The organism is Sphingopyxis indica (assembly GCF_900188185.1).
In the GTDB taxonomy this organism is placed as follows: Bacteria; Pseudomonadota; Alphaproteobacteria; order Sphingomonadales; family Sphingomonadaceae; genus Sphingopyxis; species Sphingopyxis indica.
Genome location: NZ_FZPA01000002.1, coordinates 332,219 through 350,620, shown reverse-complemented (window position 1 = coordinate 350,620; position 18,402 = coordinate 332,219). Strand labels below are relative to the sequence as shown.

The window sequence follows — 18,402 nt, the reverse complement described above, 5'->3', positions numbered from 1 at the left end:
TGGCGGGGCATGGGAAAAGGTTAATTTTTTGGGTGATTCCGAGGTCACAATAGTGCAATGCGTTGTCAGAAAGCCGGGCGAAGGGGACCACCGTCCGGAGGGTCGCAAGGTGAGGCAAGCGGCAAGGGTTCGCCGCTGCAGGGAGATTTTTGGATGAGCATCAATATTGGCCCGCCGCAGGTCGATGAGCTGAAGCCGCGCATCGCGGTGATCGGCGTGGGCGGTGCAGGGGGCAATGCCATCGCCAACATGATCGCGGCGCGGGTCGAGGGGGTCGACTTCATCGTCGCGAACACCGACGCGCAGGCGCTCAACGCGTCGCCTGCCGAGCGGCGCATCCAGTTGGGGACACAGATCACTCAGGGGCTCGGTGCAGGCTCGCGGCCCGAGGTCGGACGCGCGGCGGCCGAGGAAAGCATCGCGCAGGTCGAGGAAGCGCTCGACGGCGCGCATATGTGCTTCGTCGCGGCCGGCATGGGCGGCGGCACCGGCACCGGCGCGGCGCCGGTGATCGCAAAGGCGGCGCGCGACCGTGGCATACTGACCGTCGGCGTCGTCACCAAGCCCTTCACCTTCGAGGGTCAGCGCCGTATGCGCTCGGCGGACGCGGGGATCAGCGAGCTGCAGGAACATGTCGACACGCTGATCGTCATCCCGAACCAGAATCTCTTTCTGGTCGCCAATCCGAACACGACCTTCAAGGAAGCCTTCTCCATGGCGGACGAAGTGCTCCAGCAGGGCGTGCGCGGCATCACCGACCTGATGGTCATGCCGGGCCTCATCAACCTCGACTTCGCCGACGTGCGCAGCGTCATGCGCGAAATGGGCAAGGCGATGATGGGCACGGGCGAGGCCGAGGGTGACGGCCGCGCGCTCGAAGCGGCGCAAAAGGCGATCGCCAACCCGCTGCTCGATGGCGTGTCGATGGCGGGCGCCAAGGGCGTCATCGTCTCGATCGTCGGCGGTGAGGACATGCGCCTGATGGAAGTCGACGAAGCCGCGAACCACATCCGCGAACTCGTCGATCCCGACGCCAATATCATCTGGGGCAGCGCGTTCAACGAATCGCTCGAGGGCAAGATCCGCGTCTCGGTCGTCGCGACCGGGATCGACGGCAGCGGCGAACAGGGCGCGGCGCCGGCGCCCGCGGCGCGCAGCTTTTCCTTCGCGCCGGCGCGCGCGGCGGCGCCCGCACCGGTCGCCGAAGAGACGCTCGAGCCGCCGGCCGAGGAAGCGCCGGTCGCCGAACCCGCGGCCGAGACGGGCGAGGGCGACGCGGCTCCGGGCTTCTCGCTCGGCGACAATCAGCACGCGGCCGAGCCCGAACCGGCGGCAGCGCCCGAGGAAGAGCCGATGGAGCTTTCGAACGTCGCCGCAAGCTATGACGATACCGCCGACGAGCTGGTGCTCGGCGAGCCGGCGGCGCCCGTCGCCAGCCAACCCGCCCCGGCGCCGGCTCCGGCCGAAGAGGCGCCCGCGCGCCCGATCGGCGGCGGCACCTTGTTCGAACGCATGTCGCGCCTGTCGCGCGGCGGCGCGCCGGCCGAGACCGACGATGACAGGAAGGAGGACGGGGTCGACATCCCGCGCTTCCTGGGTCGGCAGAACAACCAGTAACGGGGTTTTTGACGGCCGCTGCATCAGGGCAGGGCGGCCCGGAATACGGGATGAGCTTGCCCATGCGGCGATTAGAGCGGATTGCGAGAGATCCCAAACGATCCGCATTCCCGAGCGAAGACGAGGGGCATATTCGAGCGAAGCGAGAAGCCGCGCCGTCGCTGCCTCGACTTCGCTCGGCAATACCCCTCGTCTTCGCTTGGGGACACGGATCGTCCTTGTGGCTTGGTGCGCTCGGCCTGCTGTTGCTGACGACGACCCTGACACCGGCAGTACAGGCGCAGGTGACGCCGCCCGACCCCGCGACCCAGGCGGCGATGGACAAGCGCACTGCGGCGCGGACGCTGCTGTCGTCGGCGCTCGGGCGGATCGCCGCCAACGCCAATGACGCATCGGCGCTGCTCGATGCGGGACGCGCCTCGATCGAACTCGAAGATTATCGCGCTGCGCTGAGCTTTCTGGTCCGCGCCGAACAGGCGGCGCCGCGGAGCGGCGAGGTCAAGGCCGCGCTCGGGTCGGCGGCGGTGCATATGGAAAATCCGACGCGGGCACTCGATTATTTCGGCGAGGCGCAGCTGCTCGGCGCGCCCGAACGGCTTTTCGTCGCCGACCGCGGGCTCGCGCGCGACCTGCTCGGCCAGCAGGACCAGGCGCAGCGCGACTATCAGCTCGCGCTGTCGGTGGCGCCGAACGACGAGGTGACGCGCCGCTATGCGCTGTCGCTCGGTATCGGCGGCGATCCCGATCGCGCGATCCAGCTGCTCGCGCCGCAACTGCGCCAGTCGAACCGCGCGGCGTGGCGCTCGCGCGCGATGATCCTCGCGATGAATGGCCGCAACGACGAGGCGAAACAGATCGTCGATGCGACGATGCCACCCGAACTCGCGCGGAACATCCTGCCCTATCTGCTCAAGATGGACCGGCTCAATCCCGCGCAGATGGCCGCGGCTGCGCATTTCGGCCGCTTCCCCTCGGGCGAGCTGGGGCCGGCACGGAAGCCCGTGCAAATGGCGGCGGCGACCCCGGCGCCGACGCCTGCCGCCAAGCCTTCGCCGAAGCCGCGCCGCGGGCGTGACGCCAAGGCCGCGCCCACGGCGACTCCTGCGCCGCCCCCCGCACCAGCGCAGGCTCCAGCTGCCGTGGCCGTGCGGCGCCAACCTGCACCTGCGCCGACGCCAAAACCGAAGCCGACGCCGGCACCTGCCCCGACCCCCACTCCGGTCCCGGCGCGAGCTGCCCCGACGCCCTTGCCCGCACCGCAGGCGCCCGCCGCCGCGCCGCCCGAGCCCGTTGGCGTTGCCGTGCGGCCGAACAGCGGTCCGGTCGGCCCCGGCTTTTCGCTCGCCGATACGCCCGGCAACAGCACCGCGCCTGGGGCGCCATCGGCGGCCGCGCCGCTCGCCTCGCTCGCCTCGCTCGCCGAGATCGCGAGTTCGATCGACATTCCGCCCGAGGAAATGGCGAAACCCGACGGCGCGGTCGGCGCCGAAACGCTCGCGCGGATGCTCGACGACAAGCGCAAGGCGGAAGCGGCCGAGGCGGCGAAGCGCGCGAAGGAAGAGGCGGCGGCAAAGGCGAAGGCCGAAGCCGAAGCGAAAGCGAAGGAAGAGGCCGAGCGCAAGAAAGCGAACCCCGCGCGCATCTGGGTGCAGATCGCGACGGGCTCGGACCTCAAGGCGCTCGCCTTCGACTATAACCGTTTCTCGAAACGCAACGCCGCGCTGTTCAAGGGCAAGTCGGGGTCGACCGCCGAATGGGGCCAGACGCGCCGGCTGCTCGTCGGCCCGTTCAAGGACAGGAAGAGCGCGCAGGACTGGCTCGTCGATTACAAGAAGGCCGAAGGCGACGGCTTCCTGTTCAACAGCGACGCCGGCGAAGTCGTCGAGCCGATCAAGTGAGCCTGGCGGGGGTCGCCAGCGATCCGGGCAAGACGCGCGGCCGCCGTCACGAAGAGGTCGGGCGCGTCGTGCGCGGACCGCGCGACATGTTCCAGCGCGACCGCGACCGCATCATCCATTCGATCGCTTTCCGCCGCCTCAGGCACAAGACGCAGGTGTTCGTCGCGCCCGACGGCGACCATTATCGCGTGCGCCTGACCCACAGTATCGAAGTCGCGCAGATCGGCCGCGGTATCGCGCGCGCGCTCGGGCTCAACGAGGATCTGACCGAGGCGCTGTGCCTCGCGCACGACATCGGCCATCCGCCCTTCGGCCATGCGGGGGAAGATGCGCTGAAAGCCGCGATGCAGGCGCATGGCGGCTTCGACCACAATGGCCACACGCTGCGCACGCTCGCGCGGCTCGAATGTCCCTATCCGCGCTTCGACGGCCTCAATCTGACGTGGGAGACGCTCGAGGGGCTCGCCAAGCATAATGGCCCGGTGCGCCGCCCCGGCTGGGCGCTCGCCGACATCGACGCCGAATTTCCGCTCGATCTGACCAGTCATGCAAGCCTCGAAGCGCAGGTGGCGGCGGTCGCCGACGACATCGCCTATGACAATCACGACATCGACGACGGGCTGCGCGCCGGGCTGCTCTGCCTCGACCAGTTGATGGAACAGCCATTCGTCGCGGCGAACTTCGCAGGAGTCGAACGCCGCTTTCCCGGCGCGGCGCGCGAGCGGCAATTGCGCGAACTGGTGCGCGACCAGATCGGGGTGATGGTCAACGACGTGATCGCCGCGACGCAGGCGAATGTCGCCGGTGCGGGAGTCGCGACCGTCGCCGAAGTGCGCGCGGCGGGGCGCACGCTCGGCACCTTCTCACCCGAACTCGCGCGGCAGGAGCGCGACCTCAAGCGCTTCATGTATGCGAATCTCTATCACCACCCGTCGCAGCTCGCCGCGGCGGAGGGCGCGCGGCAGGTCGTCGCCAGCCTGTTCGCCGCCTATGTCGACGATCCGCGCCGCATGGGCAAGGATTGGGCGGCGCGCCTGCCCGACGGCGAGACCGCGATGGTCCGCCATATCGGCGACTATATCGCGGGCATGACCGACCGCTTCGCGATCGACCGCTTCGCCGAGATCCACGGGCGCGATGCGGTGCCCGAGGCTCTGAAACACGCCTGAGAGCGGACCGCTCGATAATTCCCGTTTCCCCGAGCGAAGACGAGGGGCTATGCCGAGCGAAGTCGAGGCCGATGGCGGGCGCTTCTCGTTTCGCTCGAACATGCCCCTCGTCTGCGCTCGGGGAGGCGGACAAGATGGACGCGGAAACTCTTATCATCGGCGCAACCGGCATGATCGGTCGCAGCGTGATCGCGCAGGCGGACGAGTGTCCGCTGACGATCCTTGGACGCCATGCGCTCGCCGACCTGCCCCCACACCACAGCCAGCATGTCGCGCCGCCCGACGACTGGCCCGCGATCATCGCCGCCGTGCGTCCCGCGACGCTGATCTGCTGCCTCGGCACGACGATCAGGCAGGCAGGGTCGCAGGCCGCCTTTCGCGCGGTCGACCTCGATCTCGTGCTCGCGGCTGCCGGCGCGGCGCGAAGGGCGGATGCTGCGCATATGATCGTCGTCAGTTCGGTGGGCGCGTCGGCGAAAAGCCGCAATTTCTATCTGCGCACCAAGGGCGCGATGGAGGCGGGCCTCGCGGCGCTCGGCTTCGACCGGCTCGATATCCTGCGGCCGGGTCTGCTCACGGGCAAGCGGCATGGGCCGCCGCGGCTGGGCGAAGGGATTGCGATGGCTGCGGCGCCTTTCACCGACATGCTGCTCCACGGCTCGCTGCGGCGCTATCGCTCGATTCCCGCCGATGTCGTCGCAAGGGCGATCGTCGCGCTCGTCGATGCCGGCGCGCCGGGGATTTACGTCCATGAAAATGACGCGATGCGGCGGCTCGCCGATTGACTCTGTCCACCGCCGCCGCCAAGGCTCGGGCGTCTGCCGGAGCCTCGCAAGGGATTCGGCCGGCCGCGCGGGAGAGCGCGGGGACCGGAGCGATCCGCGCCTCGCCACCGAAGGAGCAACCGCCCCGGAAACTCTCAGGTCAGCAGGACCGCGCGCCGGATCTGGACACTCTGGAAAGCGTCGTGGCTCCATGCTGCGACCACCGAAGGGGTAACTCCATGCTTTCATGGAGGAAAACTCTCAGGTTCCCGTGACAGAGGGGGCATGGCAAAGCGGCGGCATCGGGCCGCCGCGCGCCATGTCAACGACGGGAGGCCGATATGAGCGAAATTGGAGAAATTGACGAAGAGGCGGCGATCGAAACGCTGCCGCTCGACGCCTGGCACCGCGCGCGCGGCGCGCGCATGGTCGAATTCGCCGGCTATCACATGCCGATCCAATATGACGGCATCATGGCCGAACATCTGTGGACGCGCGACAGCGCCGGGCTGTTCGACGTCAGCCACATGGGCCAGCTCGTGCTCAGCGGCGAGGGCGCCGCCGAGGCGCTCGAAGCGCTCGTTCCCGGCGATATTTCGGCGCTGAAGCCCGGCCGGATGCGCTATTCGCTGCTGCTCGCCGACGATGGCGGAATCCTCGACGATCTGATGATCACCAACACCGGGCGCGGCCTCTATCTGGTCGTCAACGGCGCGGTCAAATGGGACGACATCGCGCATCTGCGCGAGCATCTGCCCGACGAAATCGAGATGAACCTGCTCGACGATCATGCGCTGCTCGCGCTGCAAGGGCCAAAGGCGGTCGAAGCGCTCGTCGCGCTCGGCGTCGCGCCCGAGTTCGCCGACATTCTCCCCGTCGACCGCCTCGTTTTCATGCAGGCAGGCGCCTATCTGTGGGGCGACGTCCGATTGGGGATCAGCCGCTCGGGCTATACCGGCGAGGACGGGTTCGAAATTTCGGTGCCCGCCGAACAGGCCGAAGCGCTTGCCGATGCGCTGTGCGCGCTCGAGACGGTGAAGCCGATCGGGCTCGGCGCGCGCGATTCGCTGCGGCTCGAGGCGGGGCTGCCGCTCTATGGCCACGATCTCGACGAAGCCATCGACCCGGTCGAAGGCGACCTCTCCTTCGCGATTTCGAAGCGCCGCCGCGAGGAAGGCGGCTTCCCCGGTGCAGCGCGCATCCTCGGCCATCTCGCCGACGGCTCCCCCCGCAAGCGCGTCGGCCTGAGCGTCGAAGGCAAGCTGCCGGTGCGCGAAGGCGCAAAGCTGTTCGACGGCAATCGCGAAGTCGGCATCGTCACCTCGGGCGGCTTCGCCCCCAGCGTCGGCGCGCCGATCGCGATGGGCTATGTGCCGCGCGGGTCGGCCGCGCCCGGCACCGCGCTCGCCGCCGAGGTGCGCGGGAAACGCATCCCGGTGACGGTCGCCGCCTTGCCGTTCGTTCCGCACCGCTATGTTCGTAAAACAGGAGCCTGACGATGCCGCGTTACTATACCGAAGAGCATGAATGGATCGACGTCGACGGCGACGTCGCGACGGTCGGGATCACCGACTATGCGCAGGGGCAGCTCGGCGACATCGTGTTCGTCGAAGTCCCCGACACCGGCGCCGAACTGTCGCAGGGCGGCGACGCCGCGGTGGTCGAGTCGGTGAAGGCGGCGAGCGACGTCTATGCCCCGGTCGACGGCACCGTGACCGAAGGCAATGCCCAGCTCGAGGAAGACCCCGCGCTCGTCAACAGCGACCCCGAGGGCGAAGGCTGGTTCTTCCGCATGACGTTGTCCGACAAGAGCCAGCTCGACGGGTTGATGAACGCCGCGGCTTACAAGGCCTATTGCGACGATCTGTGACAAAAACCTCCCCTCCCGCTTGCGGGAGGGGTCGGGGGTGGGCCTGAACCATCAAGCTCACCTCTGCGGCCATGCCCACCCCCAGCCCCTCCCGCAAGCGGGAGGGGGGAGATAGTGAAATGCGTTACCTCCCGCTCACCCCCGACGACCGCACGGCGATGCTTGCTGCCGTCGGGGCGTCGTCGATCGACGATCTGTTCGCCGATGTTCCGCCCGAAGCACGGCTCGATGGCCCGATCTCCGGCCTGCCGCTGCACGCGAGCGAGCTGGCGGTCGAGCGCCACATGGCGGCGCTGTCGCGGCGGAACCGCGCCGCGGGCGACGGTCCCTTCTTCCTCGGCGCGGGTGCCTATCGCCACCATGTCCCGGCGAGCGTCGATCATCTGATCCAGCGCGGCGAGTTTCTGACCGCCTATACGCCCTATCAGCCCGAAATCGCGCAGGGCACCTTGCAGATGCTGTTCGAGTTTCAGACGCAGGTCGCGCGATTGTTCGGCGCCGACGTCGCCAATGCGTCGATGTACGATGGTTCGACCGCCTGCTGGGAAGCGATCGTGATGGCGCGGCGGATCACCAAGCGCGGCAAGGCGCTGCTATCGACCGGCCTGCACCCGCATTATCGCAGCGTCGCGCGGACGATGGCGAAATATACCCGCGACAGCCTGGTCGATGGCGATCCGAGCCTCGATCCGGGCACCGACTGGCGCGCGCTGGCCGACGCGGTCGACAAGGATACGAGCTGCGTCGTCGTCCAATATCCCGACATACTTGGCCGGATCGACGATATGAGCGCGCTTGCGAGCGCCTGCCAGGCCGCGGGCGCGCTGCTGATCGCGGTGGTCACCGAACCCGTCGCGCTCGGCCTGATCAAGTCGCCGGGAGAGATGGGCGCCGACATCGTGGTGGGCGAGGGGCAGGCGCTCGGCGTCGGGCTCCAGTTCGGCGGGCCCTATGTCGGCCTCTTTGCCTGCAAGAGCAAATATGTCCGCCAGATGCCGGGGCGCCTGTGCGGCGAGACCGTCGACGCGCAGGGCAAGCGCGGCTTCGTGCTCACCCTCTCGACGCGCGAGCAACATATCCGGCGCGAGAAGGCGACGAGCAATATCTGCACCAATTCGGGGCTTTGCGCGCTCGCCTTCAGCATCCACATGAGCCTGCTCGGCGAAAAGGGGCTGCGCCAGCTCGCCGCGATCAACCACGCGCGCGCGAAGGCGGCCGCCGCCGAACTGGCGAAGGTGCCCGGCGTGTCGGTGATGAACGGCAGCTTTTTCAACGAATTCACGTTGCTCCTGCCGTCCGACGCGCGCGCCGCGGTGCATAGCCTCGCCGAAAAGGGCGTGCTCGGCGGCGTATCGCTGGGCCGGCTCTACCCCGACAATGACGGCCTCGCGAACGGGCTGGTCGTCGCCGTCACCGAAACGGTGACCGACGAGGATATCGCCGCCTTTGCCGCGGCGCTGAAGGAGGTGCTGGCATGACCGCGCTCAACCCCGCCGGCTGGCGCCCCGAAATGAACGTCGCGGGCGGCGCCGACGACAGCGCCACCTTCACCGGCAACCGCGCGCTGATGCTCGAAGAGCCGCTCATTTTCGAGATCGGCTCGGCCGGGACCACCGGGGTCGATTTCGACGACGAATCCCCCCTCCCCTTCAGGGGAGGGGTCGGGGGTGGGGCCTCTCGGCCTCCGTCGACGCCCGACACGCCCCACCCCTACCCCTCCCCTGAAGGGGAGGGGCTTAGCGTCCCTTCGACCTTGCTCCGCAGCGATCCGATCGGCCTGCCGGGGCTCAGCGAGTCCGAAACGGTGCGCCACTACACGCGCCTGTCGCGCCAGAATTATGCGATCGACCTTGGCCTCTTCCCGCTCGGCAGCTGCACGATGAAGCATAACCCGCGCCTCAACGAAAAGGTCGCGCGGATGCCGGGCTTTGCCGACGTCCACCCGCTCCAGCCGCAGGAAACGGTGCAGGGCGCGCTCGCCGTCATCAACGAACTCGCGGTGTGGCTGATCGAACTCACCGGCATGTATGGCGTCGCCATGTCGCCCAAGGCCGGCGCGCACGGCGAGCTGTGCGGCATCCTCTGCATCAAGGCGGCGCTCGAAGCGCGCGGCGAGGACCGGCGCGTGCTGCTCGTCCCCGAAAGCGCACACGGCACCAACCCCGCGACCGCCGCCTTTGCTGGGTTCACGGTCGAGGATATTCCGGCGACCAAGGAGGGCCGCGTCGACCTCGAAGCGCTGAAGGCGCGGCTCGGCCCCGACGTCGCCGGCGTGATGATCACCAACCCCAACACCTGCGGTCTGTTCGAGCGCGACATGAAGGCGATTTCGGACGCGGTCCACGCCGCGGGCGGCTATGTCTATTGCGACGGCGCGAACTTCAACGCGATCGTCGGCAAGGTGCGCCCCGGCGACCTCGGCGTCGATGCGATGCACATCAACCTCCACAAGACCTTCTCGACCCCGCACGGCGGCGGCGGCCCCGGTTCGGGTCCGGTCGTACTGTCCGAAGCGCTCGCGCCCTATGGCCCGATCCCCTACGCCGCGCGTTACGCCGATGGCTCGTTCAAGCTGGTCGAAGAGGAAAGTGCGGGCGACGAGCATCCCGATACTTTCGGGCGCATGACCGCCTTCCACGGCCAGATGGGCATGTTCACGCGCGCGCTGACCTATATCCTCAGCCACGGCGCCGACGGGCTGAAGCAGGTCGCCGAAGACGCCGTGCTCAACGCCAATTACGTGCTGCGCAGCTTGTCGGATGTGCTCGACGCCCCCTTCGCGGCGTCGGGCCCGTGCATGCACGAGGCGCTGTTCAGCGATCGTGGTTTCGCCGAGGGCTTCTCGACGCTCGACATCGCCAAGGGGCTGATCGACGAGGGCTTCCACCCGATGACGGTCTATTTTCCGCTCGTCGTCCACGGCGCGATGCTCGTCGAGCCGACCGAGACCGAGTCGAAAGCGGTGCTCGACCAGTTCATCGGTGCCTTGCGCAGCCTCGCAATGCGCGCGAAAAATGGCGACCCCGCGCTCAAGTCGGCGCCGCATTTCGCCCCGCGCGCGCGGCTCGACGAGACGCTGGCGGCAAGGAAGCCGATCCTGACGTGGAGCGAAGCCAACTGATCGTCATTGCGAGCGTAGCGAAGCAATCCAGAGCGGCGTAAACCTCCCTGGATTGCTTCGCTTCGCTCGCAATGACGGGAACGGGACCATGATTATGAGCTGGGAAAGCCTCTATTCGCTCACCAACGGCTGGGCGCTGATCGGCTGGCTCGCGCTCGCCTTCCTGCCGCGCGGCCCGCGCATCCTGTCGGCGATCCTCTATGCCGGCGTCGCGCTGCTTTGCCTGACCTATGCGATCCTGCTCGGCGGCCTGATGTTCGGCGGCTGGGATGCCGGCGGACCGAAGGCGGCGCTCGATTTCGCGAGCCTCTCGGGGGTGATGGCGCTGTTCGCGACCAAGGGCGGCACGGTCGTCGGCTGGACGCATTATCTGGCCTTCGACCTGTTCGTCGGCATGTGGATCGCGCGCGACGCCGATCAAAAGGATTTCAGCCGTATCGTTCAGCTGCCCTTCCTCTTCCTGACGCTGATGGTCGGGCCGGTCGGGCTGTTCGCATGGCTCGTGATGCGCGAGCGCCGCGCCAGGGCGCTGGCAAAGGCGAAATGAGCCCGCGTCCCTGGACCCCCGGCGACGGCGGCGCCGGCGACAAGCGCCACGCCCCCGCGACGCTGCGCAACCGCGACGCGATCGCGGCGGTGCTCGCCGAGTGGCTCCCTCGCACGGGCACCGTCCTCGAAGTCGCGAGCGGGTCGGGCGAGCATGTGGTCCATTTCGCCGCTGCCTTTCCGCAGCTGCAATGGCAGCCGAGCGATCCCGACCCCGGCGCGCTCGTCTCGATCGTCGCGTGGAGCGCCGAGGCGGGGCTCGCCAATGTCGCGCCGCCGCTCATGCTCGATGCCGCCGCGCCCGATTGGCCGGCGGGTGATGCCGATGCGCTGCTCTGCATCAACATGGTGCATATCAGCCCGTGGGCCGCGACGCTCGGCCTGTTCGCGGGCGCGGCGCGCCTCCTGCCCGTTGCGGCGCCGCTGATCCTCTATGGCCCCTATGTCGAGCCCGACGTGCCGACCGCGCCGAGCAATGCGGATTTCGACGCCAGCTTGCGCGCGCGCAATCCCGAATGGGGTCTGCGCGATCTTGCCGCGGTGAAAACCGCCTCCGCCGATGCGGGCTTCGTTTTTGCCGAGCGGCGCGCGATGCCCGCCAATAATCTGATGCTTCTTTTCCGCCGCAGCTGATCCGCGCTTTCCCGTTGCGCCCAGCCGCGCTTGGCATAAGTTCGCATACGAAGCGTCGCGCTTGTCAAACCGCCGGGTCTGTTGTTATCAGATCTGAGAATGGCGCGAAGCCGCTTGGGAGAGTCCAGATGAGCGATACCGCCGACCTGATTACCTTCGACCAATTCCTCACCCACTGGGCAAAGGAGCGTCCCGATCGCGTTGCGATGCGCGAGGAAGACCGGGTGATGAGCTATGCCGAACTCGAAGAGCGCACCGCGCGCGTCGCGAGCGCGCTGCTCGCCGCGGGGCTCGAAAGGGGCGACCGCATCGCGTGGATCGGCAAGAACAGCGATCTTTATTTCACCCTCTTCTTCGGCGCCGCGCGCGCCGGCATCGTGATGGCGCCGATCGGCTGGCGCCTCTCGCCCGTCGAATGGGCGTTCATCGTCAACGACACGCGGGCGAAGATCGTCTTCACCGGCCCCGGCTTCGACGCCGCGGAGGACCAGCTCGCCGGCAAGCTCGACCATGATCCGCAAATCATCGGCGCCGATGCCGCGCGCGCGATGATCGACGGGGCAAGGCGTGTGGCGTTCGATCCGTCGGGACCGGCGGATGCGGTGCTGCAACTCTATACCTCGGGGACGACCGGCAATCCGAAGGGCGCGGTGCTCACCAACACCAACCTCTTTGCGCTGCGTAGGAATTCGGCCGACCTCGACCTGCCCTATACCCGGTGGGAGGATGACGAGGCGGTGCTCGTCGCGATGCCCTGCGCGCATATCGGCGGCACCGGGCTCGGCATCATGGCGCTCGCGGCGGGGCTGCCTGGCATCATCCTCGCCGAATTCAACCCCGACGGCGTCTTCGATGCGGTCGAGCATCACGGCGTGACGCGCTTCTTCATCGTCCCCGCGGCGCTGCAGATGCTGCTCCTCCACCCGCGCTGCGCGAGCGTCGACTACAGCCGGCTCAAATATATCCTCTATGGCGCCGCCCCGATCCCGCTCGACCTCTTGCGCCAGTGCATCAAGATGTTCGGCGCGCAGTTCATCCAGGCCTATGGCATGACCGAGACGACGGGCACGATCTGCATGCTTCCGCCCGAGGATCACGATCCGGAGGGCAACAGGCGGATGCGCTCGGCGGGCAAGCCGCTCCCCGGCGTCGAAATCCGCATCCTCGGACCCGACGGCGAAGAGGTGCCGACCGGCGAGGTGGGCGAGGTCGTCACCCGATCTTCGAACAATATGCAGGGCTATTGGAACCTTCCCGACGCGACCGCGCGGACGATGACCGCGGGCGGCTGGATCCACACCGGCGACGCCGGTTACATGGACGAGGATGGCTATCTCTATATCCACGACCGGATGAAGGACATGATCATCTCGGGCGGCGAGAATGTCTATCCCGCCGAGGTCGAAAGCGCGATCTATGGCCATCCCGCGGTGCAGGAGGTCGCGGTGATCGGCATCCCCGATCCGAAATGGGGCGAGACGGTGAAGGCGGTGGTGGTCCCCAAAGCCGGCATGACGGTCGAGCCCGACGACATCATCGCCTGGGCCCGCGAGCGCATCGCCGCCTTCAAGGCGCCGCGCAGCGTCGACGTCATCGAAGCGCTGCCGCGCAACGCGAGCGGCAAGATCCTGCGCAAGGATCTGCGCGCACCCTATTGGGAGGGCTATGAGCGCATGGTGAATTGAGGCGATCCGCACCAGGCCGGTTTTGCCGCTGAAATATTATTGCGTCCGGCGAACCATTCGGCGACAAGCTCCTCAACCGACAGGAGAATATGATGCGCTTTGCCGTTGCCCTGATGCTGCTTCCCGTCCTGCCGCTCGCTCCCGTGAGCGCCCCCGCGTTCGCGCAGGCCGCTCCCGAGACCAGGGCGCAGGATCAGGCGCTGCTCGAATTTCTCGACAAGGCGTTCGACGAGCGCCTCGCGCTCAGCCCCGAATCGCAGACCCAGCTGGGGCTCAAGACCAACTACGACCGGCTCGACGACTATACCGACGCAGCCGCGGTGCGCGACCAGGAGCTGGCCGAGCGGCAGCTGAAAGCGATGCACGCCCGCTTCAAGCCCGACCAGCTCGGCGAGCGCGCGCGGGTCAGCTATCGCCTGTTCGAATATGAAGTCGAACGCGGCCGCGAATCGCTGCGCTTTCGCAAGCTGCGCTTTCCCGTCTCGACCAATGGCAGCCCTGCCGGCGCCATCCCGGTATTGCTCATCAACAACCACAAGGTCGACAGCGTGGCGGATGCCGAGGCCTATATCGCCCGGCTGCGCGACACCGACCGCGTGATGCGCGAAGTCGCGGCGACGATGCGCGAGCAGGCGGCCGCGGGAATCGTTCCGAACAAGGTCAACTTCGCCCCGGCGCGCCGACGCGCTGAAAGTGGTGACCGGCGCGCCGTTCGACGATGGCGCCGATTCGACGCTGATGGCCGATTTTCGCAAAAAGGTCGCCGCGCTCGATGCGCCCGAGGCGACCAAGGCCAGGCTTCTGGCGGACGCGCGCACCGCGCTGACCGGCCCTTTCAAGCATGGCTATGACACGCTGGTCGCCGCGATCGACGAGATCGAGCCGCAATCGACGGGCAACTTCGGCGCGTGGCATCTGCCCGACGGCGCGGCCTATTATGCCGACCGGCTCAAAAGCTCGACCACCACCGACCTTACCGCCGACCAGATCCACGAGCTCGGACTGAAGCAGGTCGCGGCGATTCATGAAGAGATGGAGGCGATCAAGCGCGAGGTCGGCTTCAAGGGCACGCTCACGCAATTCTTCGACCATATCCGCACCGATCCGCGGTTCAAATATCCCGACACCGAGGCCGGCCGCGAGGCCTATCTCGCCGACGCGCGCGGCGTGATCGCTTCGGTCATGGCCGCCGCCCCCCGCTATTTTCGCGTGCTGCCCAAGGCGGCGCTCGAAGTGCGCGCGGTCGAGAAGTGGCGCGAGGCGACGGCGCCGACCGCCTTTTACAACCCGCCGTCGGCCGACGGGACGCGGCCCGGCATCTATTATGTGAATCTCGTCGACATGAACCAGACGCAAAAGGTTCAGGTCGCCGGCATCGCTGCGCATGAAGGCGCGCCCGGGCACCATTTCCAGATCGCGCGCCAGCAGGAACTCGCCGGTATTCCGAAATTCCGCAAATATGGCGGCTACGGCGCCTATATGGAGGGCTGGGGGCTCTATTCGGAGCGCCTCGCGAACGAGATGGGGGTGTATAAAACTCCCTATGACCGTTTCGGCATGTTGTCGCTGCAGGTCTGGCGCGCGATCCGGCTGGTGCTCGACACCGGCATCCATTCGAAGCGCTGGACGCGCGAACAGGCGATCGCCTATTTCAAGGCGAACAGCTCGGTGTCCGATACCGACATCGCGCGCGAGGTCGATCGCTATTTCAACTGGCCGGGGCAGGCGACGAGCTACATGGTCGGCCAGCTCAAGATCGCCGAACTGCGGGGGCGCGCCGAAAGCGAACTCGGACCCCGCTTCGACATCCGCGACTTCCACGAAGCGGTGCTGAGCGAAGGCGCGCTGCCGCTCGATATCCTCGAAGAGCAGGTCGAGCGTTATATCGCGGCGAAGAAGCAGTAGGAGCGACGGCAGGCGCCCGGGCGGCTTATCCCTTCTGCCGCTCGCGCGCGCGCACGAACCCGTCGCGCGCCGTGCAGCGCGCCAGCCAGTCCTTCGTCGCCTCGCCGAGCACGTCGCCGGCGCCGAGCGTCGTCGCCAGAAACGCCGCATAGCCGATCGCGACGTCGGCAATGGTGAAGCGCCCCGCGACGAGCCATTCGCGTCCGTCGGCCAGCGCGGCCTCGATGCTCTTGGCGCGGCCGCCGAAGAAGGCCTTGTAATCCTCGACCGCCTGCGCGAGCCGGCGGGGCTCGGGCTCGACGCGCGTGTAGCGGATCATGATCGCGAGCGGAAAGGTCAGCGTCGCGTCGCTGCGGTGCAGCCAGTTGCGCCACGTCCAGTAATCGGGCTCGTCGCGTCCGACTTCGAGCGGCGTGTCCTCGGCGATGCGCTCGCAGATCGCCGCCGATTCGGTCAGCAGCCGCCCGTTCTCGACCCACCCCGGCACCGTCATCAGCGGATTGATCGCGCGATAATCGGGCGCAAAGACGCGCGGCGGAAAGGGCAGGAGCTTGAGGTCGATGTCCAGCCCAGCCTCTTCCGCCGCCCACAGGCAGCGCAGCGACCGCGCATCGGGGCAGTGATAGAGGATGGGCAGCGTCATGCGGTGATGTCCTTTCGCCGCTCGATATGCAGGCGATGCTCGCGCCAGGCAATGAACAGGCCGCTCGCGACGATCAGCGGCGCGCCGACCCACGTCGTATCGGCGGGGAGGGTGCCGAAGACATACCAGCCGCAGGCGATCGACCAGAGCAGGCTCGAATAATCCATCGGCGTCACCACCGCGACGGGGGCGAGCCGCAGCGCGCCGGTCAGCGACATCTGCACCACCGCGCCGAGCAGACCGAGGCCGATCAGCACCGCCCAGATCGCCGGGCCGTGCGGCGTATTTACGAAGGGCAGGGCGATGGTCAGCGGAACGAGCGAGATCAGGCTGAACCAGAAGACGATCGCCATCGGGCTTTCGGTGCGCGCAAGGTCGCGGACCTGGATCGTGATCAGCGCGGTCATGATCGCGCCGCCGAGCGCGATCAGCGTGCCGATACCATGGTCGCCGGTAAAGCCGCCGGCGATCACGGTCGTCGGGTTGAGCACGACGAGCACGCCCAGAAAGCCGACGATCACCGCACCCCAGCGCTGCCACCCGGTCGGCTCGCCGAGGAAGGCCGCGGCAAAGATCACCGCAAAGATCGGCACCGACAGATTGATCGTCGTCGCCTCGGCCATCGGCAGATAGATCATGCCGCCGAAATTGAGCGCCATGCCGGTGAGGCCCATCATCGCGCGCCGCGCGTGGGTGCCGGGGCGCTGCGTGCGGAACGTCGCGATCCCGCCGTGGCGTATCGCCCATAGGAGAAGCAAGGGGAGCACGACCACCTGCCGCCAGAACAGGCTCTCGACCAGGTGGACGCCGTCGGCGGCGGCGATCTTCACCAGCACGAACATCAGCGAGAGGCTCGCCATCGCGAGCAGCCGCAGCGCGATGCCGCCCAGATAATGTTGCGGAACGTCGGAGGATCGGGCGGCGGTCATGCGGGGTCAGCGCATATCAGCCCGGCGATGCTTTGCAAGCTATGCATTCGGCCGCTCTATTCCGCTTGCGCACCCCGCCCGGTTGCGGCTAAGGGCGCACTCCGGCCTTAGGGGTATAGCTCAGCTGGTAGAGCATCGGTCTCCAAAACCGAGGGTCGCGGGTTCGAATCCTGCTGCCCCTGCCATTTCCTTGCGGGGAAATGACGTCGCCGGTCGCCGCTTGTCGAGGACCGTCTTCAAAATTTGTCGATGGGATTGCGCTGCGCCTGGCCCCTGGGGTCCGGCCAGGCTTTGTGCAGCGTGCGTCAGCTTTGAAAGCGGCGGATGCTTTCGAGGTCGCCCGGCGCGAGCGGCGGGGCGAACCAGATGCCGGCGCGCCAAATTCCCTGGGGGTCGCCGCGCGACCAGCGGACGATGCCGCGGCGGCGGATGTCTTCGCCGAGGACGAGCAGCAACTCGGTGCCCGTTTCAAGCCCGCCGCCGTGGATAACGCCGGCGCCGTTCTGCGACAGATTTTCGATCTCGACGTCGTGATTGCCATCCTCGGTGACCGCGAGCGCGCGGCCGTGGACGGGCAGGCGCGGGGGGCGGTAATCGCCCGACTGGCGTTCGGCGGCGAGTTGGCGAAGGATGTCGAGCGCGTCGACCGGCGTGTCGAACTCGACGCCGCAGCGCCCGTCGCGCGCCCACACGACCTTGCCGACGAGCGTGATCGCGTCCGAAAGCGCGATCTGCAACGGCTCGCCGGGACTCACTGCGACAGTGGTCGCGAGCATCATGCCATGGTCCGAAATATTGCGGACGCGCCACAGTCCGGCGTCGCTTTCGCGCGCGATCCTGGCGATCCGAAAGACCGTACAATGCCGATTGTCTTCGCGGCGCTCATCCTCGAGCCCGCTGGTATCGGGCGGTACCGGGCTGGCCGCATTGGGAATGTTCACAGGTTTCTCCTTATCGCTGCGTACCCGGATGAGTGCGTAGAGACCTATGTAATTTACGGATAAATTCTAGGTTATTAAGCCCGATGATGTCGATATTTTATTGTTGGTGAAGGTTTTGATCTAACCATTTCGTAACCAGTAAGAAATCCTGGAGCGATTCCGCCGGGTTAAGGGCCTTTCTCGCTCCTGTTCCGGCCGTTTTCGGGCCGGGGGGATATTTGCGCCCTTTCGAACGCCGTTTTCGCCGGCCGCCCGGCGGCCCGTCCCGCGTGATCGCGCCGCCGCGCATCATGCGCGGCTTGCCAAGCCACCGGCGGGCGGCTAAAGGCCGCTTTCACTCGGACAGATGCGCCGTTTTCTTCCGCCTTTCACCGGCCCCGCCGGGGAGGGTGGGCGGACTATTGCCTGAAACCGCGCTTGACGCGGTGCGGCCGGCATCCCATCTGCCCTTCGAATTGGACACAAGGACAGGACGATCGACATGGCGAGGCCCAAGATTGGCGAATTCGTCAACCAGGTGAAGACCGAAGCCGGCAAGATCGTGTGGCCGACCGGCCGCGAAACGGTGCAGACGACGATCATGGTGCTGATCATGACGACGATCCTCGCCTTCTTCTTCCTTGGCGTCGACACGGTTTTCAACGCGATCGTCAACTGGTTGACGTCGCTCGCGCGCTGACA

The 18,402-nt window shown here is 67.4% G+C and carries 17 protein-coding genes, 1 tRNA gene and 1 riboswitch; of the genes, 15 read left to right on the top strand and 3 right to left on the bottom strand.

The features are described 5' to 3' along the window. Window positions 1-153: 153 nt before the first annotated feature. The 13 genes from ftsZ to CHB69_RS05850 all read left to right on the top strand — a co-directional run bounded on the left by ftsZ (window position 154) and on the right by CHB69_RS05850 (window position 15,208). Complete coding sequence (gene ftsZ, locus CHB69_RS05900; RefSeq protein WP_089215049.1) at window positions 154-1,617, top strand: cell division protein FtsZ; 1,464 nt, start codon at window positions 154-156, stop codon at window positions 1,615-1,617. A gap of 218 nt (window positions 1,618-1,835) precedes the next feature. After that, entirely contained in the window at window positions 1,836-3,515 is a 1,680-nt protein-coding gene (locus CHB69_RS20475; RefSeq protein ID WP_245836564.1) for a tetratricopeptide repeat protein, read from the top strand. Further along, on the top strand, window positions 3,512-4,684 hold the full coding sequence (locus CHB69_RS05895) for a deoxyguanosinetriphosphate triphosphohydrolase (RefSeq protein WP_245836563.1): 1,173 nt from the start codon (window positions 3,512-3,514) through the stop codon (window positions 4,682-4,684). The genes CHB69_RS20475 and CHB69_RS05895 overlap by 4 nt, the downstream gene beginning before the upstream one ends. 134 nt (window positions 4,685-4,818) lie before the next feature. Beyond that, the gene (locus CHB69_RS05890; RefSeq protein ID WP_089215047.1) at window positions 4,819-5,469 is read left to right on the top strand and encodes a Rossmann-fold NAD(P)-binding domain-containing protein; all 651 of its coding nucleotides are present in this window, start codon (window positions 4,819-4,821) and stop codon (window positions 5,467-5,469) included. Between the two features lie 160 nt (window positions 5,470-5,629). Next, window positions 5,630-5,736, top strand: a riboswitch (glycine riboswitch). A gap of 53 nt (window positions 5,737-5,789) precedes the next feature. Continuing rightward, a complete protein-coding gene (gene gcvT, locus CHB69_RS05885) occupies window positions 5,790-6,944 on the top strand; it encodes a glycine cleavage system aminomethyltransferase GcvT (RefSeq protein ID WP_089215046.1) in 1,155 nt (384 codons plus the stop codon). 2 nt (window positions 6,945-6,946) lie between these two features. Next, window positions 6,947-7,318: a glycine cleavage system protein GcvH gene (gene gcvH, locus CHB69_RS05880; RefSeq protein WP_089215045.1), complete on the top strand. Its 372-nt coding sequence runs from the start codon at window positions 6,947-6,949 to the stop codon at window positions 7,316-7,318. A 119-nt stretch (window positions 7,319-7,437) separates the two neighbouring features. Beyond that, a complete protein-coding gene (gene gcvPA, locus CHB69_RS05875; RefSeq protein WP_089215044.1) occupies window positions 7,438-8,796 on the top strand; it encodes an aminomethyl-transferring glycine dehydrogenase subunit GcvPA in 1,359 nt (452 codons plus the stop codon). Continuing rightward, on the top strand, window positions 8,793-10,439 hold the full coding sequence (gene gcvPB, locus CHB69_RS05870; RefSeq protein ID WP_089215043.1) for an aminomethyl-transferring glycine dehydrogenase subunit GcvPB: 1,647 nt from the start codon (window positions 8,793-8,795) through the stop codon (window positions 10,437-10,439). The genes gcvPA and gcvPB overlap by 4 nt, the downstream gene beginning before the upstream one ends. 88 nt (window positions 10,440-10,527) lie before the next feature. Beyond that, complete coding sequence (locus tag CHB69_RS05865; RefSeq protein WP_245836562.1) at window positions 10,528-10,986, top strand: ABA4-like family protein; 459 nt, start codon at window positions 10,528-10,530, stop codon at window positions 10,984-10,986. Further along, window positions 10,983-11,618, top strand: coding sequence for a DUF938 domain-containing protein (locus CHB69_RS05860; RefSeq protein ID WP_089215042.1), 636 nt, complete (start codon window positions 10,983-10,985; stop codon window positions 11,616-11,618). Before CHB69_RS05865 ends, CHB69_RS05860 begins: the two co-directional genes overlap by 4 nt. 128 nt (window positions 11,619-11,746) lie before the next feature. Then, window positions 11,747-13,303 carry a fatty acid--CoA ligase gene (locus tag CHB69_RS05855; RefSeq protein WP_089215041.1) on the top strand — a complete coding sequence of 519 codons (1,557 nt, stop codon included), beginning with the start codon at window positions 11,747-11,749 and terminating at the stop codon, window positions 13,301-13,303. An 89-nt stretch (window positions 13,304-13,392) separates the two neighbouring features. Then, window positions 13,393-14,154 carry a DUF885 family protein gene (locus CHB69_RS20655; RefSeq protein ID WP_281252650.1) on the top strand — a complete coding sequence of 254 codons (762 nt, stop codon included), beginning with the start codon at window positions 13,393-13,395 and terminating at the stop codon, window positions 14,152-14,154. Next, window positions 14,042-15,208 carry a DUF885 domain-containing protein gene (locus CHB69_RS05850; RefSeq protein ID WP_281252649.1) on the top strand — a complete coding sequence of 389 codons (1,167 nt, stop codon included), beginning with the start codon at window positions 14,042-14,044 and terminating at the stop codon, window positions 15,206-15,208. Before CHB69_RS20655 ends, CHB69_RS05850 begins: the two co-directional genes overlap by 113 nt. Window positions 15,209-15,233: 25 nt before the next feature. Here the strand turns inward: CHB69_RS05850 and CHB69_RS05845 are convergent, their stop codons facing one another. Both CHB69_RS05845 and CHB69_RS05840 read right to left on the bottom strand, forming a co-directional pair. Beyond that, window positions 15,234-15,851, bottom strand: a complete 618-nt coding sequence (locus tag CHB69_RS05845) for a glutathione S-transferase family protein (protein ID WP_089215040.1) — start codon at window positions 15,849-15,851, stop codon at window positions 15,234-15,236. Next, window positions 15,848-16,780: a DMT family transporter gene (locus CHB69_RS05840; protein ID WP_089215039.1), complete on the bottom strand. Its 933-nt coding sequence runs from the start codon at window positions 16,778-16,780 to the stop codon at window positions 15,848-15,850. The genes CHB69_RS05845 and CHB69_RS05840 overlap by 4 nt, the downstream gene beginning before the upstream one ends. 109 nt (window positions 16,781-16,889) lie before the next feature. Here CHB69_RS05840 and CHB69_RS05835 point away from each other — a divergent pair. After that, window positions 16,890-16,965: transfer RNA gene (locus CHB69_RS05835), tRNA-Trp, on the top strand. A gap of 120 nt (window positions 16,966-17,085) precedes the next feature. Here CHB69_RS05835 and CHB69_RS05830 read toward each other — a convergent pair. Next, entirely contained in the window at window positions 17,086-17,721 is a 636-nt protein-coding gene (locus CHB69_RS05830) for a PilZ domain-containing protein (RefSeq protein WP_089215038.1), read from the bottom strand. A gap of 481 nt (window positions 17,722-18,202) precedes the next feature. On the opposite strand from CHB69_RS05830, the gene secE reads away from it, so the two are divergent. Next, the gene (gene secE, locus CHB69_RS05825; RefSeq protein ID WP_089215037.1) at window positions 18,203-18,400 is read left to right on the top strand and encodes a preprotein translocase subunit SecE; all 198 of its coding nucleotides are present in this window, start codon (window positions 18,203-18,205) and stop codon (window positions 18,398-18,400) included. Window positions 18,401-18,402 lie beyond the last annotated feature (2 nt).